This window comes from Leptolyngbya sp. FACHB-541 (assembly GCF_014695875.1).
Taxonomy (GTDB): Bacteria; Cyanobacteriota; Cyanobacteriia; order Elainellales; family Elainellaceae; genus JAAUTN01.
On sequence record NZ_JACJPC010000141.1, the window covers coordinates 161,665 to 186,119 of the forward strand.

General features: G+C 45.3%; 21 protein-coding genes and 2 pseudogenes. 2 read left to right on the forward strand and 21 right to left on the reverse strand.

The annotated features are described in order from the left end of the window. Nucleotides 1-12 precede the first annotated feature (12 nt). The 17 genes from H6G00_RS31555 to H6G00_RS31635 all read right to left on the reverse strand — a co-directional run bounded on the left by H6G00_RS31555 (nucleotide 13) and on the right by H6G00_RS31635 (nucleotide 18,465). Nucleotides 13-1,230, reverse strand: coding sequence for a glycosyltransferase family 4 protein (locus H6G00_RS31555; RefSeq protein WP_190799747.1), 1,218 nt, complete (start codon nucleotides 1,228-1,230; stop codon nucleotides 13-15). Further along, a complete protein-coding gene (locus H6G00_RS31560; protein ID WP_190799748.1) occupies nucleotides 1,227-2,117 on the reverse strand; it encodes a glycosyltransferase family 2 protein in 891 nt (296 codons plus the stop codon). The genes H6G00_RS31555 and H6G00_RS31560 overlap by 4 nt, the downstream gene beginning before the upstream one ends. 582 nt (nucleotides 2,118-2,699) lie before the next feature. Continuing rightward, a complete protein-coding gene (locus tag H6G00_RS31565) occupies nucleotides 2,700-3,224 on the reverse strand; it encodes an acyltransferase (RefSeq protein ID WP_190799749.1) in 525 nt (174 codons plus the stop codon). A 13-nt stretch (nucleotides 3,225-3,237) separates the two neighbouring features. Next, nucleotides 3,238-3,789: an acyltransferase gene (locus H6G00_RS31570; RefSeq protein ID WP_190799750.1), complete on the reverse strand. Its 552-nt coding sequence runs from the start codon at nucleotides 3,787-3,789 to the stop codon at nucleotides 3,238-3,240. A 20-nt stretch (nucleotides 3,790-3,809) separates the two neighbouring features. Then, nucleotides 3,810-4,772: a glycosyltransferase family 2 protein gene (locus tag H6G00_RS31575; protein ID WP_190799751.1), complete on the reverse strand. Its 963-nt coding sequence runs from the start codon at nucleotides 4,770-4,772 to the stop codon at nucleotides 3,810-3,812. 45 nt (nucleotides 4,773-4,817) lie between these two features. Next, nucleotides 4,818-5,786, reverse strand: coding sequence for a glycosyltransferase (locus H6G00_RS31580; protein ID WP_190799752.1), 969 nt, complete (start codon nucleotides 5,784-5,786; stop codon nucleotides 4,818-4,820). Nucleotides 5,787-5,788: 2 nt separating this feature from the next. Beyond that, a complete protein-coding gene (locus H6G00_RS31585; RefSeq protein WP_190799753.1) occupies nucleotides 5,789-6,853 on the reverse strand; it encodes a glycosyltransferase in 1,065 nt (354 codons plus the stop codon). A gap of 26 nt (nucleotides 6,854-6,879) precedes the next feature. Further along, on the reverse strand, nucleotides 6,880-7,782 hold the full coding sequence (locus tag H6G00_RS31590) for a hypothetical protein (protein ID WP_190799754.1): 903 nt from the start codon (nucleotides 7,780-7,782) through the stop codon (nucleotides 6,880-6,882). Between the two features lie 19 nt (nucleotides 7,783-7,801). Then, on the reverse strand, nucleotides 7,802-8,755 hold the full coding sequence (locus H6G00_RS31595) for a glycosyltransferase family 2 protein (RefSeq protein WP_190799755.1): 954 nt from the start codon (nucleotides 8,753-8,755) through the stop codon (nucleotides 7,802-7,804). A gap of 217 nt (nucleotides 8,756-8,972) precedes the next feature. After that, complete coding sequence (locus tag H6G00_RS31600) at nucleotides 8,973-10,157, reverse strand: hypothetical protein (RefSeq protein WP_190799756.1); 1,185 nt, start codon at nucleotides 10,155-10,157, stop codon at nucleotides 8,973-8,975. 14 nt (nucleotides 10,158-10,171) lie between these two features. Then, nucleotides 10,172-12,001, reverse strand: a complete 1,830-nt coding sequence (locus tag H6G00_RS31605) for an ABC transporter ATP-binding protein (RefSeq protein ID WP_190799757.1) — start codon at nucleotides 11,999-12,001, stop codon at nucleotides 10,172-10,174. Nucleotides 12,002-12,005: 4 nt separating this feature from the next. Further along, nucleotides 12,006-12,452: a hypothetical protein gene (locus H6G00_RS31610; RefSeq protein ID WP_242042615.1), complete on the reverse strand. Its 447-nt coding sequence runs from the start codon at nucleotides 12,450-12,452 to the stop codon at nucleotides 12,006-12,008. Nucleotides 12,453-13,034: 582 nt separating this feature from the next. Then, entirely contained in the window at nucleotides 13,035-13,943 is a 909-nt protein-coding gene (crtC, locus tag H6G00_RS31615) for a cyanoexosortase C (RefSeq protein WP_190799759.1), read from the reverse strand. A 6-nt stretch (nucleotides 13,944-13,949) separates the two neighbouring features. After that, on the reverse strand, nucleotides 13,950-14,564 hold the full coding sequence (locus tag H6G00_RS31620; RefSeq protein ID WP_190799760.1) for an HpsJ family protein: 615 nt from the start codon (nucleotides 14,562-14,564) through the stop codon (nucleotides 13,950-13,952). A 368-nt stretch (nucleotides 14,565-14,932) separates the two neighbouring features. Continuing rightward, a complete protein-coding gene (locus H6G00_RS31625) occupies nucleotides 14,933-15,583 on the reverse strand; it encodes a PTPA-CTERM sorting domain-containing protein (RefSeq protein WP_190799761.1) in 651 nt (216 codons plus the stop codon). A gap of 407 nt (nucleotides 15,584-15,990) precedes the next feature. Next, nucleotides 15,991-17,298 carry a glycosyltransferase family 4 protein gene (locus H6G00_RS31630; RefSeq protein ID WP_190799762.1) on the reverse strand — a complete coding sequence of 436 codons (1,308 nt, stop codon included), beginning with the start codon at nucleotides 17,296-17,298 and terminating at the stop codon, nucleotides 15,991-15,993. 120 nt (nucleotides 17,299-17,418) lie between these two features. Beyond that, a complete protein-coding gene (locus H6G00_RS31635; protein WP_190799763.1) occupies nucleotides 17,419-18,465 on the reverse strand; it encodes an MraY family glycosyltransferase in 1,047 nt (348 codons plus the stop codon). A gap of 740 nt (nucleotides 18,466-19,205) precedes the next feature. Between H6G00_RS31635 and H6G00_RS31640 the strand changes: the two genes are divergently transcribed. Together H6G00_RS31640 and H6G00_RS31645 are read left to right on the forward strand one after the other, a co-directional pair. Continuing rightward, complete coding sequence (locus tag H6G00_RS31640; protein ID WP_242042616.1) at nucleotides 19,206-21,182, forward strand: SLBB domain-containing protein; 1,977 nt, start codon at nucleotides 19,206-19,208, stop codon at nucleotides 21,180-21,182. An 81-nt stretch (nucleotides 21,183-21,263) separates the two neighbouring features. Then, nucleotides 21,264-23,423: a polysaccharide biosynthesis tyrosine autokinase gene (locus tag H6G00_RS31645; RefSeq protein ID WP_190799764.1), complete on the forward strand. Its 2,160-nt coding sequence runs from the start codon at nucleotides 21,264-21,266 to the stop codon at nucleotides 23,421-23,423. 18 nt (nucleotides 23,424-23,441) lie between these two features. Here the strand turns inward: H6G00_RS31645 and H6G00_RS35045 are convergent. From H6G00_RS35045 to H6G00_RS35860, 4 genes and pseudogenes are all read right to left on the reverse strand, one after another. After that, nucleotides 23,442-23,647, reverse strand: a pseudogene (locus tag H6G00_RS35045) (IS1 family transposase); the annotation flags it as partial. Nucleotides 23,648-23,701: 54 nt separating this feature from the next. Next, nucleotides 23,702-23,773, reverse strand: a pseudogene (locus H6G00_RS35850) (hypothetical protein); the annotation flags it as partial. Nucleotides 23,774-23,933: 160 nt separating this feature from the next. Next, a complete protein-coding gene (locus H6G00_RS35855) occupies nucleotides 23,934-24,032 on the reverse strand; it encodes an IS1-like element transposase (protein ID WP_242042617.1) in 99 nt (32 codons plus the stop codon). A 99-nt stretch (nucleotides 24,033-24,131) separates the two neighbouring features. Beyond that, nucleotides 24,132-24,221 carry an IS1 family transposase gene (locus H6G00_RS35860; RefSeq protein ID WP_199318824.1) on the reverse strand — a complete coding sequence of 30 codons (90 nt, stop codon included), beginning with the start codon at nucleotides 24,219-24,221 and terminating at the stop codon, nucleotides 24,132-24,134. Nucleotides 24,222-24,455 lie beyond the last annotated feature (234 nt).

Consider the following 24,455-nt stretch of genomic DNA (forward strand, 5'->3'; position numbering starts at 1 on the left):
TAGCGGTTTTACTCAGGTCAAGGCTTGAAGTTGCTCTGCAAGTTTTGATAAGCCAAAAACAGTTTGAGAATGGCACGATTGGGACAGCTTTAAGAGCAATTGCGGCTGTTCTACAAAACTCTGGAGTAGGATGGCGATCGCCCCTCCCGTCACTTCCGGTAAAACCTTTCCATTAATGCCATCTATGACTACTTCTCCACAAAATTTTGAAACAATCAGGGGAAGTTTCCAGGCTTGTGCTTCAAGTTGTGTCAAGCCAAATCCGTCCGAAAGGGTAGGAAACAAAAAGACATCAGCCTGCTGATAGTACTTCACCGTTTCGCTGCGAGAAACAGCCCCAATCCAGCGAATATTGTGACTGCATGTGTCCGTTGAAGTGACCTCTGATCGACCTACAATCCAAAATTCAATCGGCTTATCTTGCAGCAGTTTTGCTGCTTCCAAAAGTGCCGCTGCCCCTTTTCTTAAAATCACCTGCCCTAGAAACAAAACCCGTAGAGGACGTTGTTGGGAGAAGCGGTCGGGATAGGTTCGTTGAAAGTTCTTTGCTACACTTTGTGGTGTATAAACCAACGGTACAACCTCAATTTTTTGCTCATCAATTCCTACTTGCTGAAGAGCTTGCTTTGACCAATTTGAGTTAACTAAAATGCAATCGCTCAATGTACATTCTGTTTGCCAATCTTCCCAATATTTAGGCGGAACGGGCTGCCAACTTGAAGCAAGATTAGGATGTTTTTGATGTTCTGCTAAAACAATTTTTTCTTCAAAAATACCTGGATCGATCTGTCCTAAAACTGTCATCCAGCCTTTAGATTTGGCGTAGCACAATATATCAAGAGCAGCGTAGCTATAGGTAAATAAAACAGGCGGAGTTTTGAAAGGACGACGAGATTGAATTGCTTCCAAATGTCGAATTACCTGTTTCTGAAACCAGCGATTTCGGGCAATCATGCGCTCCCAATCCCCAGTTTTGCGAACTCGGTGACTCACTTCAAACCGAAGCAGTGAACCCGTAAATGATGCAACAGGAGCCGCCACTAAGTCTGGATAGAAGCGCTCTTGTAGCGACTTCAATAACGGATTTGGAAATGAGTTTAGGAGCGATTGCGGCTTAACCCAGGCATCGGTGATCAGGAGAGAGAGGTTGCCAGCTTGATAAAGCGATCGCGCGATCGCATAGTGTTCTCGTGCGCCAAGCTGGCAGCAAATCCAGGATGGATGTTTCATAGCACTTCCAGAGTGGGAATATCGGAAGTTCCACCGCGACGCAACCGCAGGTAAGACAATAGCGATTGAGAGGAAACGGTTTGGCGATGGTGGTGCTGTTGCCGAATCAATCCAGGAATTGAAAATAAACCTGTCATAATTCCGTTCCACCGCTGATGTCGCATTAACCAGGAAATGCGGCTAAGACACTGCATTCCACCCAACCACCACAAAGTGGCAGGATATCTGAGATACGCCAACAGCGCTTGGTTGGCGATACTAGCTGCTGTGATTTTAGGATTGCTGTGGTGTTCTAGCTTTGTGTCATGAAACACTCTCAGCCACGGACTTTGCAGAACCCCCCAACCTAAATGATGTAATCGAAGTGACAGATCAGTTTCCTCCATTCCATAAGCAACAGGAAGCTGTACATATCCTTTGGTCTGCAAGAAAACATCTCTGCGATAAGCACAGCCGCATCCTACAAAATCTGCGACCCAGGTTGCAGTGTACTCATCAGGAGTAACGGTTTCATTCTGATGAAAAATAGCAGAACCAATCACGGCCGCTTTTGGAAAGATTTCAAATAACTGAAGCAACCGAGCAAAATAATCTGGATCAATCGGATAAGAATCATCATCAAAGCTAGCAACAATGGGATTTCTGGCACGGGCAATCGACTTATTTCGCCCTCCTCCAGGTCCAACCTGAGTTGCACTTTGTATAACTTTAACACTTTGGAATTTGCTGCTATGAAGCACTACTTGGGTAGCCGTATCATTAGCATCAACATGGACAATGATTTCTTCAGGCTGTGGATCGCACTCTAGAATTTTATTAATAGCCTTCAGAAGTTGCTTAGAACGATTGTATGTTGGTATTACAGCGGTAACTTCGCAAGTGTTCATTTTCAATAATGATAATTCTACTCAGTCAGTAGTTACTCAGCGTATCTTTGTACTGATTTTCATACTAGGTTTCTCCACTGAAACATATAGTATGTGTGCTGATAATGTACTTACAGCAAAAGCAATTATGAATAACAAAAAGGATAAAAGTCCCGAGTCGTAATTTGCTCGACATCCAATATTAATTAATCTCATACCTGTTACTAAATGAATCAGATATAAACTGTAGGAGATTTTTCCAAAATACTGAAGCCAGGCAAAGTTGAGCCAATTATAAAGTTGTTTATACTGAGCAGCAAAATAGATAGAATACGCCGTTGTCAACGCTGCGATGAGTTCTAGCTGTTAAGAAGGAAAAAGAGTAACCCCAACTACCACTGTATATATCCAAAGCCAGATAGAGTTAATTTTGCCTTCAAAAACCCAACATACTATTGCTCCCAACAAAAATATATACCATTCAGAAAGGAAAACTTCTCCAGCAGGAGCTTGATAGGTCAGTGAAATTGATAGCAATCCAAATGGCGCAAAAACGCCTAGCAAAATTGTTGAGCGTTTCAAATTAATTGTTTTTTTGAGCTATTAAGTGAGTAACACTAGTAAAGTGGCAAAAAGAAAGTAAAATCGAACCTCAAAACAAAGTGTCCAAAACACTGGAACAATTTGTTCGTATTTAAATAGATTCTGCAAATAAAAGAGATGAGCAACAACTTCTTCTAAATTTGGAATTGGAGCAATTCGATCAGTTATGACAAAATTAGAAGTTAAATTTATAATAACTGTTAGAAAGATTGTGACCCAGTAAGAAGGGGTGAGTCGAATTAAAAAGCGACAAATAAACCTTTTAAGATTTTGTGAATTGGCGGCAGTCTTTCGCAAACTATAAGCAATTACAAAACCACTAATGACGAAAAATACTTCAACGCCCAATCTTCCTTCTTCTAAAAGAAGGATAAATGGCTTTGGAAAGATTCCAGCCAAAGTCCCTCGAAGTGGACTTCCTACATAGAAGTGGTAGCTAACAACAGCAATTGCAGCTAATCCTCTCAGCCCATCTATAAACAAAAAACGAGTAGAATTCTGTTGAAGGTTTGAATTAAAAGTCACTTTTCACTTCTGCTCATAATTCATTACCATCACGGTGGCGAATCACTTTTGCAGGTACTCCTACAGCGATCGCTCTCTCTGGAATATCTTTGGTAACGACACTACCAGCTCCAATTACGGCATCATTCCCAATAGTGACTCCTTTCAAGATTGTGACGTTAGCTCCAAGCCAGACGCGATCGCTAATACAAGTTGGTTTAGAAATGAGTGGCTGTTCCAGGGGTGGTAAGTTTGCCTCCAAGCCATGATCATGGTCAGTAATGTAGCAATTGGGACCGATTGCACACTGTCGACCCACGATGATTGATAGAGATGCATCCAAAAAAGTATTGCGATTGATATAAGTCTGAGTTCCAATATAGATTTTTGGATGGGACTGAGATTCACCACTGCACAAAAGCACGACACCCTGATCAAGCGAAGCTCCCGCCTCTATTTCAATTTCATCAAAATTGCGAGGAACTTCAATTTGGCGCATCCATACATAGCCGTGAAGCTTTACGCCAAGACTGCGATAGTAGATGTTGCGCCATCGGCTATGTGCTCCTTCAATGACACGATGCATAGCAAAACCTAACAGGTGAATTACTTGACTGATTCAGCAACGGTTTTAAGCTGTCCAGATTGCCAGAGTTGGAGCAATCCTTCGGCTTTACCAATTAGAACTGATGGAAGCGATCGCCATCCCTTGAAGGTTTGCAGTAAAGCAACCAGTTCAAACAATTGCAGCACGGCTAACTTAAGGTGGTCTTTTAAAGTTTGTCGCTCCAAAACTTGGGTCATTACAAAATAACGATTTAGCAATTCCATCTTTGCTAACACATAGTGACTATTTTTATGATCTCCGGGCTGGCTATCATGAAAGATTCGCGCAGTGCGAGCATTGGCTAATTTCCACTGTTTCCCAACCGTTAGCGAGAGGGTAACGTCTTCCATCAAGGAATACCCCACAAAATTAGATGGAAATAGGGGATTAGGTAATGCAACTCGTCGGTACAGTGTGCAGGTAGTGTTGAGCCATTCTACAGGAACAATTTCCGGTAGATCGGGATCATCTTCGGGTAAAAGATTGAGGGCCGGCCCTATGCACTTCCCAGCATAGGTAGATTCGGCTTGCCCGTGCAGATATTGAAATAGGGTACGGCTGATGCGACCAGGTGGCAAGTAGCGTTGATTAGTAATCATCGCGTTAACCCCGCCCATAAGTGGATCACTTTGTAAGGCGTTCCACAAACGAGTTAAACATTCAGGTTCTAGCAGAATGTCGTCATCCATTAGCCAAATGAACTCTTGAGATACGTGAGCGAAAGCTTGGTTGCGTTGTGTAGCAGCTCCGAGCGCAGTTGCTCTGTAGTAGCGAATTTCGGTTTCTAATCCAGAAACAGACTGCTGGCAAAGTTGCTCTGTCTTGTCATCCTGTGACCCGTCAACTACAATCATCTCCATCGGTTGAGCAGACTGTTGAGCTAAGCTGTTGAGCGTTCTAGCAAATGGTTCTGCTCGATTGCGTGTGGGCACGAGTGCCGAGACGGGTAATAGAGTTGTCATAATTGAAATGACTTTGGCTGAGAATGACTTGATAAAGCTAAGAAATTAAAGAACTGTTGATACCGTAGCAGGATGAGTCAGCGATCGCTTCAATCCAGCAATTTTCTCAGCGATTGAAAACCCAAAGAATTTGTAAGTAAAGCGATAGGTTTGAGGTGCAGCGCTTCCAGAAGGTACAAAGTAGCGATCGCTGGTTTTAATAGTGGTAATAATCTTGTTTGCCCAGCGTTGATTAAAGAGCCAAATCATTCGAGCACATTCAAATCTAGCCTGGTTGATAGCGTGAAGACGTTCTGGTGTTAGTTGGTTTATGTTTCTTAGGTGCTGCTCAATTGCATCTTCGATTACCAACCGCTGACGGAATGTCTCTGATTTGTCTCGTTTACAAACCGTTGATTCGCTCCATTGCCGATAAATCGAACTTGCATCGGGACAATGTTTAAATTGTTTTCCGGCTTTTAGCAACCGCAGATATAATTCATGTTCTTGACAACAGGATTGATCTGGCTTCCATCCTCCTACATTCAGGATCGCCTGCTTCTTCCATAGGGGACTACCCGTTTGAGGGAGATACCAGCGAGCCAATAAAATCCAGGGATCGTGCGGTTCGTGAATCAGTAGAACTTCTTGCCTTGAATGATCACCGTTCCAATACTCGAAGATACTAGGGCTATAAATTACGTCGGCTTGCTGAGTTTCAGATAAGAATTGAAGCTGTTTTTCAACCTTGTTGGGTAACAAATAATCATCAGCATCCAAGTACTGCATCCATTCTCCTGTACTTAATTCAAGCAATCGGTTTCTGGTGACATTGCCACCTCGATTGGGCTGGGACTCCCAACGAATGCGATCGCCAAAACTCTTGATAATTTCTAAACTGCGATCGGTCGAGCCATCATCAACGACAATTACTTCCTTGTTAAGATAAGTCTGATCGAGGGCACTTTGAATAGCTTGAGCAATCCAGCGATCAGCATTGTAGCAGGGGATGAGAATACTAACTTTAGGATGCATGTTCACAGTGCTATTTGATAGAGTTGGGCGGTTTTCTGTCCAATCGCCCCCCAATTCAAGCGATCGCACATTTTGTTGGTGAGTTGCCCCAAAGCTTCCAAATCAATTTGAGTGCTTTCCTTAATTGCGTGCAGTAAGCCATGCTTTTCGTTAGGGTCGTATAGTAGCCGGTCTGCTGCACCAACTGTTTCAGGAATGTTGCCTAATCGGGGGGCAATCACGGGTTTACCGTAGGACATAGCTAAGACCAGGCTACTGGTCGTGAGAATGCGCTCAAATGGCAGCACTACAACATCGGCTGCACTAAAATACAGATGAATCTGATCATCTTCCACAAATATATTTTGAAGAATGATGCTTTCTGCCTCAGAAGCTTGCTCTACAAGGGTTCGACCGTAGCGATCGTCTAGAGCTTTACCCGCAATCAGCAATGTGTTGTTACTTAGAATCGTTTGGTTATCTTTCCAGGTTTGGACTAGCCGTTCAATTCCCTTGTAAGGTTTCAAAATACCTAAGTTCAAATAAATTTTGCTAGATTCAGGTAAGCCTAGTTTCTGTCGAGCTTCTATAGAGCAAATTGCCCCCTCATAAATATCGCGATAGTGCCCGATAGGAATTACTTCTACTTTTGAGGAAGAGAATTTGTACTGTTGAGTAACTTCATATACAGCACTCGTATGATGTACGATAACGCGATTGACCCGGTTTGCTAACATTCGTTGTGTCCAAAGCTCTAGACGAGGAAATTTAGAGCTGTGAGAGACAAGATTGTGAACAGTCCAAACGACTTTAACACCAGATAGTTGGGTCAATGTAATATCGACTAAGAATTTGATGCAATAGATAAATTTAACAAAGATATTGTTGCCTTTGATGTAGGGATCGATCCAGTGTAAATGCAAAATTTTAGTTGATTCAGGAAGGTTTTTGATTGCTCTATAAATTGGCAATACACGGCGATATCCTACAGGAAATTTAACGGTGACTCCTTCCTGCTGCAATGCATTAGATAAGAGGGTCTGGTAAGGATTATCAATTCGATAATCCGGCATCATGAGAACTTGCATATTGTAAGGAAGCAAATGATGATGGATCAAGCACTTAAATGTTTGAGAAAACCAGCCTTTGTTAAATGTCGAATTCCTTCGCCATACATTAGGTGTCGAATTCTGCCAACATAGTGACGACTGGGCGCACCGTTGATGTCGCCTTCAAGATGCACATCATATTCAGGCGGCAATAGCTCGGTTCCAAAACGACAGCTACACAAGGTATATAGCGTTTGTTCAATTCGCCAGAAATGACCCAGAATATTGGGTAAGGCTAAAAATTCTTCAATCCAATTGAAGTTGAGCGAGGCTTTATGAATTAATCCTAAGCCGGAGTTAAATCGCTCGATCATCTCAAACCCAAACTTCTGCTGAACGATCGCCGGATCAACGGTATAAGCACTCTCAACATCGCCATTGACACTATTGAGCCGATAGTTAGAATCCTCAATCTGCTGGAGTAATGCTGTCGGTTCTGCAAAAAAGAGAACGTCGCTGTCGAGCAATAACATGCGATCGCTCTCCAGATAAGCCGCAAAGTCAAACACCTTAGGGGAGAGATGATTCGTTTTACGAAACTCCAAACAGCGAGGATAATTCGCTAACTTAGCAAATACATGCTGATCGGCAGTGGGGCGCTCAATAATTCGGGCATTAGGAAAGTGGTGCTGTAGAGTAACGCGATTCTCTGTGGTAAGAGTCCCGTCATCATGAATGCAGAGGGCGTAGTGGCGACCTGAATAGTAATAGAAAGTTTTGAGTGCCCAAATTAGATTCAGCCAGTCTAGCTCGTAGGTGAGGACGTGAATTTCACATGAGTAATCGAGGGTGTGAGCGATCGGTTTTGTGTTGAGGATGCGAGGACGAACAGTATCGCGGAAATGGGCTGTCTGCCAACCGTGTTCGTACTTTTGTTGAAATTTGAGAACCAGGGAGCCGATCGACATAAGCTTTATCGTGAGTTGACTAACTGGGTAATAAGCGAGAGAAATACTGAGTAGCACGTTCTCGAAACCCTGAAACCAGGAGAATTTTTGGGTGCTGAATGAGCGTAAGAGCAGATTTTAGCCAACGTAGAACTTTGCGATCGCCACTCTGCACCGAGCGCTCAATCTGCTTCATAAGTACAGCTTGATATAACCATTGACCCTGTAGCCTCAAACGGTGTCTCAGAGGTAATGCAGTTTGATGACTCCATAGCCAAGGTTGCACAACCTGCAATAACTCTTCAGCAACTGCCTCACTATGGTTAGATTTTTGAGTGGTAGTGAAGCGAAAACAGGTCAATTCAGAATCTAGACAACCAACTACCCCACCCGCTTGTAGTATTCTGCACCAGTATTCATAGTCCATCACATAGTGTAAGTCCTCACAGAATTGGCCGATTTGGTCAGTAATTCGCTTTGACCAGAAGACCTCCGGCTGTACAAACTGTCTCTCTTGCCACCAGACTCCCCAAAGGTCAATAATTTCTTCAAAGGATTGGATACTGCCGAGATGCTCTCCAATCTTTTCACCCTGCTCATTCACATATCGACAGCGCCCATGCAGTAAATCAGTCTTGGGAAACTGACGAAAATGTTCAGCGACTTTAAATAGGGTTCCTGGTAAGTAATAATCATCACTATTTAAATATGCCAGAATCCCTCCAGTTGCTTTGGTAATTCCTTTGTTGATGGCGTGGGTTTGACCGCGATCAGTTTCACTCACCCAGTAGGTAATACGGGATTCGTATTTTTTAATAATTTCTATGGTGTTATCAGTACTACCGCCGTCAATAATGATGTACTCCAAATTAGGATAATTCTGATCAAGAACTGATCGAATAGTTTCCTCAATAAAGTGACCTTGGTTATAGCTAGGAGTAATAATACTAATTCGAGGAAGATTGGTAGCAGAGGCGATTGATGAGTACTGCATACTTTAGAACAAAGGGTAGCGATGTCTGGTTATGAAAGATGTCTAAGTTATGAAGTAAGGTATCCTAGATGATTGACAGAAGTTAAGTTGTATTTCTGTTGAGGATGAGCTAGTGCTGTTAGAGCGAAGTAGTACGGCTCTAGTTACTAAAACTAGCTCCTGCCATGTTGTAAGCGATCGAGGTGTTTAGGAAGTGGTTAACCTTCAATCAGGTTACCTAATCAAACTTTAGGATTTTGCGAAGCATCCCCTTGATTGATACAAGCTGTTTGAAAATATATCCATCAACTCCTAAACCTTGAACAACTCGGTATCGATTGAAATCTTTTATAAGTTCTCTTGCTCGTTTATCTTGTTCTGCAAGAGGAACATACCTTTGTTTGTAGTATTGAAAACTTTCCCAAAAATATCGAAGGTTTTCTGGACTAGGATCAAAACTGTTTTTATCACAAACATCGGTTGCGGTACTACCGGCAATAATTTTCCTTTGTAAGTCTATACAAAGCTGAGCATGTGCCTTTGAAAGAAGATCTGCTACACTCATCTCCGGGTAAGCTTTTTCTAATCCCTCCATGTAGATGTTAAATGGCACTCGAAAAAGGAAGGGGAAATGAGAATCACGAGCTGCTTGATAACCCGGGCTACCTGCATAAGCTAATGCTCGGCTAACTGAACCTAAATCAAAAGTACAGATCCCTAGTTCTTCAGCTAATTCATAGCATAAAATTTTAGCTCCTGTGCCCAAAGAGATAAATACTGTGTCTACTTGATGATTAATAACTACTTGTCGAATACTTTCCTTGATCTCATCCAAACAATCCCAATAATAGCGTCCATCATTCTGAATTCTCATAAATATTGGAGCAGCGCTATCTGTCCAAAAATCTATAGCAATTTGGCGATAGCGAGGATCAAGATAAAGTTGCTCCAGCAGGAGTGATTCGGCACAAGCAAATAAACATTTTCGATTTGAGACATACTGCCCGAACTCGAAGTATGTCCATTCAAAGATCAAGTGTGATAGTTCTCCTGCTGCCTTATAAGTATGAGAAGAAAAGTTTATTTTCAGTGCAGGTAAACTCTGTTGATTGTAAGGTACTCTTTCATATAAGTCTATATAACTGCATTGCTCATATGCTTCTAAGAGTCGCTTATATTGTTCTCTTTTTAATCCATTGACACCGAAGGCTTCATCTACAGATGTTCCCTGGTTTACATAAGACCATTGCTTTATTTCCTGCCCTTGTTGTACTCGAAGCAACCATTGAAGTTCGCCATCTCCCATTCGTAAATAGCTAAACGGACGCTTCTCCTTCATTAAACGGCTGAGTTGGCTAATCGCTGAGCGCCTTTCAGAAGAGGTTTGCATCATTTCCAAGTTAGAACTCAAATAACGTTTCATTCTTCTTCTGCTGATTAAACTGTTGCTTCTTGAGTTTGTAGATTCCAGTAATAAGCGTAACGCCCCTGCTGCTTCACTAGTGCTTGGTGATTTCCGGCTTCAACGAGTCGTCCCTTTTCTAGCACCACAATTTGATCTGCTTCTACGATTGTCGATAAACGATGAGCAATCACAATCACAGTTCTATCCTGCTGAAACTCCGCTAATGCTTGCTGAATCAGCCGCTCCGACTCACTATCTAATGCACTGGTTGCCTCATCCAGGATCAAAATCTCAGGACGCTTCAAAATTGCTCTGGCGAGTGCCAACCGCTGTCGTTGACCTCCAGACAACCGATACCCTCGCTCTCCTACCGTCGTGTCATATTCATCCGGCAAATCCAGGATAAACTGGTGTGCCTGTGCTGCCTGTGCTGCTTCTACCACCTCATCAAACGTTGCTTCTGGCGCACCATAACGCAGATTTTCCAAGATGCTGGTATTGAAAACAAATGTATCTTGACTGACTACCCCAATATGCTGCCGCCAGCTTGCCTGGTTGAAGCTGTGCAAGCTCTTTCCATTCACAGTGATTTGTCCCAGACTCGGCTGGTACAGCCCAATCAATAGATCCACAATTGAAGACTTTCCAGCCCCCGACTGTCCCACTAGGGCCGTGACCTGATTTTTAGGAATTTTAAAATTCAAGTTTTGCAATGCCAGCGACTGATCGTTGGTGTAAGAAAGGCTCACCTCTTCAAAGCAAACATCTGTCTGCAATGATTCAAACCGTTCACCTCCAACCCAGGCAAACTGCTTATCGCCAGTTTCCAAAATACTGTTTAAGCGCTGCATATTGGCACTATTGTCTGCTAGTTGAGTAAATGCCCCAGCTACTCCCCGCAACCGGACAGATAACCGCTGCAACGCCAGTAGAAAGGTTACCAGCAGTGGCAAAATTGCTTCCGGCGTATTACTCATGCTATAGGCAAGTGCTGCCAGAATAGCCAGAGAGAGAATAGGCAATGTGTCCAGAATAGGTTCTGGCAAATAAAATATTTGTGCCCGTTGCTGTAGCTGAGTCTGCATATCCTGCAATACCAGCGTTATCTCATCAATAGCTCGCTCCTGAGTACCAAACGTATGCAGCAATCTCAGAGCTTGAATATTCTCTGTCATGCGCTTAGCTAGCTCTACTTGAGCAGAGTTCAATTGATGTGCCGCAGCCCGTAAACGAGGTAGTAGCTGTCGCTGAGTAATGACCATCACAATAGCCAAAGCAACCGCTACCAGAGCTAACAAAGGTGATAGGCTAACCAGAATTACTGCGTAAACAATATTGAATGTGAGACTAACAATTAAATTATTTAAGTACTGAATTTGCCTATTTACAGTCAGTGCTGCATTGTTCGCAAACATCACCAGATCGCCAATCTTGTAGTGGCTAGCGCAGGCAAAGCTAAACGACATAATTTGCTCGAACACTCGACCCGTCACTTGGGGCTGCGCTCGTGCTGACAGATACTCTGCACTCACTTTATTACCATAGTTACTTAAAGCCAAAAGAGCTTGCAATACTACTGCTGCCCCCAGCAATACCAGGAATAGGAGCTCATTAGGTAGGGATATCATCAACAGCGATCGCTCCACAACCGCAGGAAGCTGTGAATTCTGCTCTCCTTCCGAAAGTACAGAGATAGCCAGATAAATTACCCCTAACGTACTGCCTTCCAAAACAGCACTGAATAAATTGGTTGATAGGTTGAATCCTAATAACAACCAGTTTCGATAGGCAGTCGCCACAATCAAGCGACAGGCAGGGGTATTCAAAGCTGCTCTGAGCCGTTTTACGGTGCTAATCGGCATGAGGTTAAATCGTAAAGTTAAAGTCTTTGATTCGATTATGGCGAAGCATTCGGGATTGTTTGCGGGTGAACTCGCTGACCGAGGGATTGCCGTTGGGGTGGATTACGCCTGTGACCTGCTGCCAGAGTTCCTGGGGGGCAATCGCCAAATGATAGGTCGTTACCTGCGAGGAATTGTCTCTTTCTTGTTTGCGGACATGATACCAACGAGTCTCCTGACATTCTGCACACCAAAACGCTTCTAGCCACTCACCTGGCAGCATCACGGCTGACTGATCCGCTACTAGCATGAGAGCGTTACGACGGCTGATGCCTCGCTGCTGAAGCTGCCCTGCTCGGTCTGCAAACAAAGAATATTTTTGGCTCACACTATCCAGCACACACTCGTGAGTCGGGCAGAAGATTGCCCGCCGCTTCGATCGCTTCCGATTTCGGTCACACCTTTTCTGCAATTCGGCCTCCCCTCGATCAACAAAGAACATTAGAAGGTTACGGTGGAGGGACTGAGATCAAATGACCATCGAAGCCCAACTCCTGCAATCAAGTCTTGCGTCATTTAGTTGTAGGAAATCAGGTGTTTTAGCTTGAATTTGATCATCAGCTAGCAGGTTTGTAGCCTATCTTGATTTCCGTAAAAACTGCTGATCAAACTCATCAAAATGCAGCCCTTTTACTTATCCAAATACTATTACAGTGAATTTGTGAGACATCAAGAACTTTTTCCCAGTTTTCCAAAAAATTTACGAGATTCTTTTGAACACCTTTGTTCAAAAACTGCGCTGTAACAGGTCAACCAGAAGATTTTTATGTGCGGTGTCTAAGTCACCAAAAACAAAAGGTAGTGCATTTATGTAAAGGGCAGAGAAAAAAGCGTAGTTCTGGAAGCCTTGCTGGGAAAAACCTCTAGAAAATGCGATTATTCTCTATCCTTTAAGAAATAGGACTACTAAACAAAACTCGTCCTTCCTTAAAGCTATTTGCTCTCAAGCCAATTACTTTCAAATTAACTATTAAATTGATTGCTCAAAAATTAGTCAATGTGAACGACTTAAAGCACGATTTTTACGAATTGCCATGACGACGTAATAGTAGATTGTGAAAATTGTTCCGGCAAAGATTTGCCCGCCCCAAGGACCGTGCCAGAAGTCAAACGCGCCCTTGCCCCAATAAGCTTCTGAAAGTGCCAGCAGCATAATTCGAGGAATATTGGCGATGAGTGCCAGAGCAATTCCAATAACCACCATGAGAGTGACTTTGGCAATCGATTCTCGAATGGCTAATCCGACTACAAGGCTTGCGATCGCCATCACAGTTGCCATATCAAAACCGCTGCATCCCCAGTTGACTTCAACGGCTCCTCCAGGGAGTGCAATGGAGACTGGATTAATCTGCACAGCAGGTTGACCCATCGCTTTTAAGCCAATTGTGCCGCTCCATGCCATTAACCTTTCTAACATCTGAGGTGGAGTAAAAGTCTGCCAGAGCGTCACTCCAACCGCAGTGGGTTCTGGAAAAAGTCCCAGCACAATCAGGAAAGTGGGAATGGGGTAACGTCCAAACACTGTGGCTCCCCAAGAACTTAGGGCAATGCCTGCAAACGCTTGGAGCCATACAACCCGCTGAATCCAGAGGGTTGAGAAGCCCAGGGGCAACAGCAGTAGGCTGATTCCGATGAGGAAATAACCTAATGTGCGATCGCCCTCATTCACCTCCAGACCTGCTAACTCTTGCCGCTGCTGCCACAGGCGATGAAGCCCCAGCACCAGGGCGGCAGCAGTAAAAATTGCGCCACCGCCGTGTAGTGTCCCTACTACCAGTTTGGTTAACCAGAGGGGCAGGTAGCAGGCACCAACAAACAAGCCCAGCGTCACCATGCGGCTATGAAAGGTTTCCAGGCTTTTGTACAGCCAAAATTCCGCAGTGTGTAGGGTCTTCCCTTTCATAATCAATTACCGTTGGCGTGTGGACAATCCATAGCGACCCAGCCCGATTAGCCCTAGCCCGACTGCAACTAAGTTAATCACATTAGTGATTCCTGTTTTTAGCACGGTTGTTTGGGCAGCTTGCTTGGCGATCGTTGCCTGTCCTGAAAGGGTTTGAGACGCTTGCTGCAAATCTTCTAACGTAATGTTTTCCCCTAGTGCTGCGGGATTTGATTGAGCATTGCGAATCTCGTTTTGAACCTGAGTTTCTTGAGCGCTGATGTTGTTCAGGGCTACCTGTCGCAAACTGAGTGTGTCTTTGACTACTAGCAAACAGGTGATGAGATAAATTCCGCCTAGAAACAGGCAAAACAGTGAAAGCTGTCGCAGCCAGCGACGGCTGTCTAGGCTACCTGTAATGGTGAGTGCCGCTCCAATTAATAAGACTAGGCTGCGATCGCCAAACTGCTGCAAGAAACCAATTCGCCATGCTGCATCACCAATTTGAGGCGGCAAAAACAGCACTAGCATATTCAACCCAAAGCCAAACAAACAAACCAAACCCACAATTTGACAAATGCCTCTCGTCCGCTCAGGACGAGAGGCACCAGAACCAGACATGGAAGCAGGAATAGAAGTCATAGAAAATACCAGAGGTAAAAGTAACCCAGAAATGGAAATGAAGTAGGAGCAGATTTTGCCAGAGTTTCATGTGGAACTGACGCATCGTCGGTGGAACAAAGAGCCTTAACCTAATGTCACTGATTTAAGGAGTTAGATCTTCCGCTCAAGTCCCTTTGTCCATGAACTTGGGGGCTGAGATGTGTGACTTGTTTAAGAAGTCGCACATCTCAGCATTAGTTTTTTGGACTCGTGCCAAATCTGCTCTTACAAAAGCTTGCTAGAAATCCCTGAGTAGATGTTTGAAAAGCAGTCAATGATAGTATGCATTGTATCTTTTCAAACATCTAGTTCAGAATCAGGATGATAAGGAAAGAGCGATTGCAGCATTAAGCCTTTGCTTCAGCCGTCTCGTTCTCGTCCTGCTCACCCTTGCGCTTCCGCAGCATTGCTGCACCGAAGCCAATAGCAGCAGGCACTAAGGCTGGAGTAGGAACTTTTTGAACATCAGTGATGTTTAGACCGAAAGAGGCTGAAGATGAATTTCCACTGATAAAGGTTTGATTTGCAGAAAAGTCACCTGTCACTCTAGCAAAATCAGTACCGTCAAGTCCTTCGATTATTGCAGAAAAGATAACATTGATGGTGGAAGTAGACTCGATAGGACCAACTTGCAGGATGTTATGGATTACTTGGTCTCCTTTAAGTAGAGTGAGTCGGGCAGCTTGGTTATTAAACGTAAAATTGGACAGGAATCCTACAGTCTGATCGTAGTTGGCATTGTAGCCTGAGATTGAAGAGCCAGCCTTGAGATTTAACGAGTTGACAAGGAGGCTGGAGACATTCGTGAATCCTTGAGTTGGAGTGTCATTGTTAGCAAACTCATTGACTACAGTGAGAGTAGTGGGTAGTGCCAGCCGAGGGTTGTAGTTGACATTGCCACCTACAGTTAAAGCTTGAGCCGGTGCGCTGGTCATCATGGTGGCAGTAGTTGCAATAGCTGCGATCGCTGCGCCTAGTTTAATTGCTGTGAAATTCATGATTGTTTCCTACCAAAGTGTAAAGGTGTCCGTTTGAGAAGAGTCGAACTGAACTTGGTAGGCTACCGATAGAAGAAGCAGTGGCTTAACAGCTTCTATTCAGGTGAACGAAGGGGGCTAGCGTTTAACGTTCCTTTTCCTTCGTGTCCAGGCTAACAGCGCCACAGTAGTAATTTGTGTGCGTGTCTCGGTAGCCTGGCAGAAGCACCAATCAATGTAGTAGAAGCGTTTGATCCCTGATAAACCTGAACGGAAATTATGAAGGCTAATAATTTCCTTACCTGAATTCTAGTAAAATCCGCTACTTAGTCAATCGATCGCACTGCTAATTTACTGAGACTTTACGATTGCCAGAAAAGCGTTGTTGCAACCTAAACATAGCCAGTGCGACTTGGTAGCGGAATTGTTTACGCAGCGGCGCGACGCAGCACTTTGAAGTACTGTTTGGCGATCGCCTCTGGTGTAAAAGATTGCTGCAAGTAGCTCCGACCTGCTGTGCCCATCTTCTCTGCGGTGGGGCGATCGCTCACCAGAAATCGGATGAACTGAGCTAACCCCTTACCGTCACCATTGTTAAAACTTGCACCGCAGCCTGCCTCTGACACAAGCTGATTGAGATAAGAGTGCTGCGGACAAATCACCGCTAGGGGACGACCAGAAGACAATGCTGAATAGAGTTTGCTAGGAGCAACCAGGCTTTCCATGCCTTCTGCAACGCTAACGAGTGATAAGTCACAAGCGGTTAGTGAGTAGGGCAACACGTGACGATCCTGATAGGGCAGAAACGTGAAGTTCTCTAGACCCAACTCCTGTACCTGCTGCATCAGTCCTTCTCGCTTTGCGCCTGCACCGATGCAAACAAACCGAACTGGCTCATCGTGCAAGTGAATCGCCGCTGACAAAATGGTATCAACATCGTGACAGCGTCCCATATTCCCAGAGTACAGCACTGTGAATGGCTCAACAAGCTGATGTTCTTGGGCAAACCAGTTGTCCTCTTTGGGAAGTGGTGTAATCCAGTCGGGGTTCGCCCAACTATGAATTACAGAAACTTTGTGTTCTACCTCTGGGCAAATACTGGTAACGCGGTCTTTCATCGCTGGACTCAGGACAATCACGCCTTTGGATTGCTGCCAGACCTGCCGATTGATCGCCTGCCAAACTTTTGCCAACCAATGATCTGCTGGAATCACGCCCAGTTCAATGGCAATGTCTGGATACAGATCGTAAATCAGACATACATAAGAAATGCCAAATAGCAGACTAGCTAGATAGCCGAGAATAGGTAAGAAAGGGGGTGCGCTGGTAAGTAAAACAATGTTGTTGTGACGGCGAGGGTTTAGCAAATAGAGGAAGGTGCGAATGCTAAATAGAATGCCGTTGAGCGCTTTTCCACGAATCCGATAGGGGAACAGTTGTGAGGTGCGCGATCGCTTTACCTCTACTCGTCCTAGCTTTTCAAACGCAGGCGCTTTTGTAGCTTGAAAAGCATATCCTGGTTGCCCAGTAAAGACTTCTACTTCCGCTCCCTGTCGATCAAGCTGTTTCACCAATTCCTCAATCAGTTGCCCCGTTGGGGCGTAGTCAGGGGGAAAAAATTGATTCACCACAGAAATCTTGGGGCGGTTTCTGGTTTGCACCAGTTCAGTTGTTTGGGGGCTGATGAAACCAGGTTCAACGTTAGGATTCTTCTTGAGCCAGTCGCTGATATTCATGACAATCAATTCACTTTTTGCTTGGGGGTTAGAGGTGAGCGTTTCCTTGCAAAGGCAGGAGAAAACACAGTGGCAAGATGAACCCCACGAAAAAAAATTGGCAATTTCTAGGAAATTTGTTTAGCTCTGTTGAGCGAGAGTCCAGGCACGCCAGGAGCTACAACCCAGTAACGCCGTTGCGCCAATGACTCCAAACATACCGTTAGGAATGCCAGCCAGGGCGATCGCAAGGCTGCCTGTCCACAGCGCCAGAGTGTAGATAAATATCACTGTGAATCGATGCGGTAAACCAAACTTGAGTAAACGATGGTGTAAGTGCCGCTTGTCAGCACTCATAGGTGACTGTCCATCCTTAAGCCGCCCCAAGATGACTGAGACCATATCCACAATTGGCACCGCCAGAATCAGGAATGGCAGCACAATTGCAGTGATTGCAGCACTTTTGACTAGTCCCACAATACTCATTCCAGCCAACAAAAAACCGATGAAATAGGACCCACCATCACCCATAAAAATCCGAGCGGGATTGAAATTGTGATAAAGGAATCCGATCAGGCTACCCGCCAAAGCAAACATCACCAGTGCGACTGTGTGTTGTCCGGTAAAAAGACAGACTACAGCAACACTCAATGCCGCAATGCAGGAAACACCAGAGGCGAGTCCGTCTAATCCATCAATCCAGTTAATGGCATTAACAACTCCTGTTAACCATAGAATAGTGATGGGTAAACTCAGCCAGCCTAAATGGATGAGTCCAATTCCTGGCAGCGTGATGAAATCAATTTGAACATCTGCTAGCCAAACCAAACCTGCGACACTTGTCTGCATCGCCAGACGCAGAACTGGAGACAAACTAACGAGATCATCTGCCAAGCCAATCAGGAAAAAGGCAAAACTTCCCAATAGCACCCAGACCACTTTGTTAAACAGGTCAGCAGAGACAATGCCTTGACCTGCAAAAAGCCAGACGACGCCCAGCGCAAGCAACGTACCAAAGCAGATTGAAATACCTCCTAAGCGGGCGATCGGGCGCTGATGCATCTTGCGACTTGAGGGCAAATCAAACATACGATGCTTGAGGGCAATTCGATTCACAAATGGAATGGAACTGACAACGAAGGTAGCGCTGATGACTAGGAGCATCAGCAAACAGGAGGTCAATAGCATGGCGACCTTAAGGTTCAATGAATGACAAAGGGAGGGCAGCAATTGCTTGGAGTTTGTTTTGATGCAATTGCGATCACAAATATTTGGGATTGCTTTAAAGTTGGACTTGCCAGGACAGTTCAATTGTTTGGGCTGGAGCCAGACTGAAGATATAGGAAACTGGCTCTTGCAGCAATTGAAGAGAATCGGGAACCATTTAACCGCAAAGCGAGTCAAACAAATTAGTGTGGGTTCCGCGCTGACGCAACCTGTAGTAGACAGCCTGCTTGAGCGAGACAGGATGAACTCATTGAACTAACTCATTGAACGACTGAGCAGGTTTCTAACGAGTTGTCAGGAACTAACCTGAGCATGAAATCGACATTCTAGTTAAGCCTTCTTGAATGTTCGTTTCACGGGTGATGCAATTGTTGAGATCTTGTCTTGCGGGTTACTTTATACACCTGAATCGATCGGTCGAAGCGGGATATTGGAATAGCCCCTGTCGTCAATTCAGAAAGTGGGTAGAAGTGGCGATGCACTGAATCGGGGTTCCATGTACGTAATGCTACGTACCTCTCTGTAAATATCAAAGCACTTCGGTCAGAATTTACTGCTACTTTACATCTAGTTCGTTCTTTATAAAGTTCTAGAGGCGATTCTCCATGAGAACGCCTAAACAGCCAAAGGATTCCTGAACTTCCTGCCAGTGTGTGTAGGAAGTATCAGTGTCTATTTTGTTGCTACCTACAGGTTGATCGATGCGTGTTCCTGACCTGGTTCTGCTTTCGGCAATTGCTGCTTGTCCCCCTGCTCTATTTACCTTTGCTGTAAATGCAGTAGGAGACGACAGCGTCCCTGCCCAACCTGTATTGCCTACTATCAGTACGGATCTAAAGGAGGATAGTAATCAAACCTCGGTGCCGCAATCTATTAGTGTTTCTCGTCCAGAAATGCTGAGCGACGAGCATCCTGTGCTACTGAGCGGGGCAACAGGCACTCAAAAAGCTCAAGCAACAGGGGAAGCTGACTTGGGTGTGTCTCAATTGCAGCGATTGCCCCAAATCACCAGACTACGCGGCAGGCAACCCGCTCGCGCAGCTTTCGGCCGAGCGATCGCCTTTCCACCAGTGTTACAAGCGGACATCTCTTCACCAGAACGCTTGAATCTTCCCTGGAATCGCATCATTGCCCGTTCAGCAGGGTTAGACGAGGGAACGTTTACCAATATCGGACAGGCTACAGCATCTTCAGCCGCTTCACCCTCCACACAACCGACTGAGGCACCTGCTTCAGCTAGAGTTACAAATGATTCAACGGCTGAAGCAAATAGTGATGCAAGACCTGCACCACTATTTGCTGCTTTACGGACTGTTACTTTTAGCACACGGTCAACTACCCAAAGCCGTTCAAGCCGAAACACCACAGAGTCAGCAATTCTGGCAGCGACACCTGCACAGGCTCCTCAAGCAGGGGTTAGTTCATTACCTGCCACTGCAATCAACCCATCTTATCGGTTAGGTCCAGGAGATTCGATTCAGGTGAATTTTTTCAACGTGCCTGAATATAGCGGACCACAGCAGGTTCTAGCCGATGGAACGGTAAATATGCCAGCCGTTGGCGGTGTACCTGTAACGGGGCTAACCCTGGCCGAGGCAGAAAGAGCGATCGCTGCCAGTTACAGCCGCGAACTGCGAAATATTCGCGTCACGGTAAGTTTGACCCAAGCCCGTCCTTTGCAGATTGGAGTCTCCGGAGAGGTCAGACAGCCAGGATTTTACGTGATGGCTTCAGGCGATACTCAAGCCCCCAGCGTAGCCCAAGCTATTCAAGCAGCGGGAGGTGCTACTCAGCTTGCCGATTTGCGACAAATTCAGGTCAGGCGAATTGTTCAGGGTGGCACTTCCCAGACCGTTACGGTTGATTTGTGGGCGCTGCTAGAAGAAGGGGATCAAAGCCAGAACCTGGACCTGCGCGATGGAGATACTATCGTGATTCCACCCAGCACCAGCATGACTGCGGCAGAAACAGAGCAGCTTGCCGCTTCTAACCTGGCCTCTAACGCGCCTCAATCTATCAGCATTTCAGTGGTTGGCGAAGTGGGGCGGCCCGGTGCTTACCGATTAGACAGCGCTGCAGGAAATCGTGCCACTCTCACTCAAGCGATTCAAGCAGCAGGTGGAATTACGCCCGAAGCCAATTTGCAAAATATAGAGGTGCAGCGGACAGCCCGAAATGGTACGGTTCAAACGACAAGTTTGGATCTTTGGCAGCTAGTCTTGACGGGAGACTTAAGCCAGGATTTGATCTTGCAGACGGGCGATCGCATTACCCTTGCCAAAGCAGATGCAATGACTCCCGAAGAGACGGCAAGGTTAACGAGTTCCAGCGTTGCGCCCAGTAACATTCGCGTCAACATTGCTGGGGAAGCAACCAGCCCCGGATCATTACAATTGCCTGCTAATACAACCTTGAATCAGGCGCTACTAGCTGCTGGAGGGTTCAATCGGCGGGCCCGAGACACTGTTCAACTGATTCGAATTAACCCTAACGGCACACTCACTCAGCGCAGCATTGAAGTGGACTGGGAGCGAGGTATTGATCCCGAAAATAATCCGATTCTATTTAACAACGATGTGATTCTAGTCGGCCGCTCATCGCTTGCTAGCTTTTCCGATGGGGCTTCCAACCTTCTAGAGCCGCTTTTCCGTATCCTGCCAGTATTCGATTTGTTCTAAGTCTTGTGTTGTGTTCAATCTATCTGAATCTTTCGGCATTTCCCAATCATTGACTGCTCTGTATAAAGGATGACGTCTACCATGAAAGAGTCTGAATCTCAACCACTAGCAGTTAGTCGGAATGGTCGTGTCCCACAGAATGCACTGGCCCGCAGCTCAATGATGACTCAAGTTCCAGGTACTTCCGAAGATTCGATTAATATTTGGGAAATGGCGCGGCGGCGATGGTGGGTAATCGCGGGGGTCGGCTTAATAAGTATGACCTATTTTGTAACCTCAAGCTTGAAGCAGCAACCAGAATACGTAGGTCAATTTCGTCTACTCGTCGAACCCGTCAATAATGTCAATGCTGAACTCTCCAACATCAATAACTCCAGCAACAACAGGGGATCTGAGCTAGACTACGATACTCAAATTCAGGTGTTACGGAGTCCTGGCTTGCTCAGTCGCAGTGTTGAAGAGTTGCGTCCCTTCTATCCCAATTTGACCTATGGTGCTTTAGTACAAGGGCTGACGATTACGCAACTTCAAGGTACAAAGATTATTCAGGTGCAATATCAGAGCGGCAACTCGACCGAAGTTCCGGCTGTACTTGAGCAAATCTCTGAGGACTATCTGGCATACAGTTTGAACGAACGGCAAACAAACTTACGTCAAGGGCTTCAGTTTGTTGAAACTCAGCTTACCTCTGCACAAGAGCGCGTCGATGAACTTCAACGCAGACTACAATTCTTTCGCGAAGATAACCAGTTTCTTGACCCTGATAGTAAAGCGGCTCAAGTCGTGTCTCAAACTGAACAGCTTGCCCAGCAGCAGTTGACCCTGGATCAGCAGCTAAAGCAGGCTCGCGCTGAACTTTCAAGACTGCAAGAGGAAACAGGAGCGATCGCTACTCTCAACAGTTCTCCGACCTATCAGCAAATCGTCTCCCAGTTGCGACAGCTAGAGACAGAAATGGCGCTGGAGAGAACCCGCTTTCAGGACGACAGTTTAACAATGCGCGTGTTGCGCGAAAAACAAGCAAATTTAATCGATTTACTGAGTGATGAAGCGCGTCGAACCATTGGCGGAAGAACGGCTGAGATTAGTAACCAGATTCAAATTTTGGAAGTGCAGCGGGAAGCGATCGCCGACACCCAAGCTAATTTAGATCAGCAATTTCAGCAAGTTCCTGGACTCTCGCGTCAGTACACCGACTTGCAGCGAGAACTTCAAATCGCAACCGAAAGCCTGAATCGATTTTTAACCGTTCAGGAAACACTCCAGGTAGAAGCAGCACAAAAAGAAATTCCCTGGCAGTTAGTAGAGCCACCACCAGAGTTTGCAACCAGTGTTGGTGCTAGCACCAGTCGCAGTTTAGCCATTGGCACTGTCGCCAGCCTCGCGCTAGGACTAGGTGCTGCTTTTTTACTGGAGAAATTAGACAAGACTTTCCACACTGCTGATGCACTTAGCCGCAAATTCAAGCTACCGGTTCTTGCCACTATTCCACTTCAATACGAGCTTTTAGGAGTTGAATACAGAATTAAATCGCGGCGCAAGAAAAAGTTCTGGCGACAAATCAAAACTAGATTCAAACTTATCCAAAAGAGTATCAGTGGCAATCTGCCCTTCCTATCAGAGCCAGATGACTATGATGTTTTTGAGTTTGAGGAAGCATTCAAGCTGCTTAGAACAAATCTGCAGATGATGCAGACTAAGCAATCTGAGCGACCCATTCAAACCGTTATGATTACCTCAGCTCAAGCAAGCGATGGGAAATCTACAGTTGCGTGGTACCTAGCCCAAACCGCCGCATCAATGGGGCAGCGAGTTCTATTAGTCGATGCGGATTTGAGGCGATCGCAGATTCAAACTCGTCTTGGGCTTACAGAAGCGAAAGGTCTAAGTGAACTTTTTTCCTCAGATTTATCTCTTCAAGAAGTGATTCAGCAGCCTCTTTCAGAACTTTCCCTCCATGTTTTACCAAGTGGTGAAGCGGCCCTTGATCCAGTTCAGATACTCGCCTCGAATAAGATGCGTACTCTGACAAACAAGCTAGAAAACACCTTTGATCTAATCATTTATGATGCTCCGCCTTTGAATGGACTGGCAGACACTCTTCAGCTAGCCTCCTATATCGATAGCCTTCTTTTAGTGGTGCGGCTAAATAAGACTGATAAAACAGCAGTTGATAAAGCTTTAGAAAGCTTGACTAATACTCAAGCTCGTTTGTTAGGACTAGTGGTGAATGGTATATAGTCTATTGTCGGTAGCACATTAAATTGATGTAGGATAAGTGGTAATGTCGTGCCAATTCCACGACCGAGTCATTAATCCTGCTCGTTGAGCAGGAGTGGTTTTGAAGCGGCTATGCTGCCAGATCCAGTTAAAGTAACTCGTCACTAACCGAGGGTTACTTTCATTTGTTCCCACACCTTGCCAAACTTATTCTGTCGCCAATGCCATCTTCCCGTTTGTTGTCGACCAAGCAATCGTAAGTAAGCTCCCCATGCATCTGTGTAAAAGTGAGTGAGTCCAAAGGGTTGCAACAAGGCTTGGAGTTTGACCAAAGCATCATCTTCGTGGAGCGCAAGCACATAAGCAAGCATCTTACCAGTGCGATGATCAGGGTCCGACCAAAGCCAACGTTATTGCTTCTTGGACCTCACAAAGCTCTACATCTCGTCCATTTCAGCCTCATCAACTTTCACAACCATCACAGGTTCTATGCCATTCTCCATTTGTTCTAGGAGGGGTTAATTGACGTGCTCAAGATAACGATCTTTCTTTTAATTCTTCAATCACCCTTGTTGGGCTAATCTTGAGCACTCGTGCTGTATCTCTGATGCCGCTGCCATTCACTGCCATGTCACTAATCTTTTGTTTGACATCGGGCAAATACCCTTGATAGGAGTATTCCTGGATGAAGGTGGAGCGTGAACAATCAGGGTTTAGACACTTATATCGCTATTTCCCTTCAATTGATTTCCCGTGTTTGACAATGTTGGTACTATTACAGCTTGGGCAATGAACAGGTTCTAACACCATTGGTAGCATTGGGGAAAATGAGCTATTTCTTATTTTGCTCTACATCCACAGGTCTAGAACACTACCAACTTTAGCCCTCTTTCATCACTCTAGGCGGAGGAAAATCGATAAGGCACAGGATGAGGAAGCTATCCTGAGAACTGGTTAATGCACTGGATTAATCTCACAAAGCCAGAGTGTAAACCAGGAATCTCAAACACGTCTAACCAGGGTTGGATTGAACAGAAAAAGATAAACGGTTGA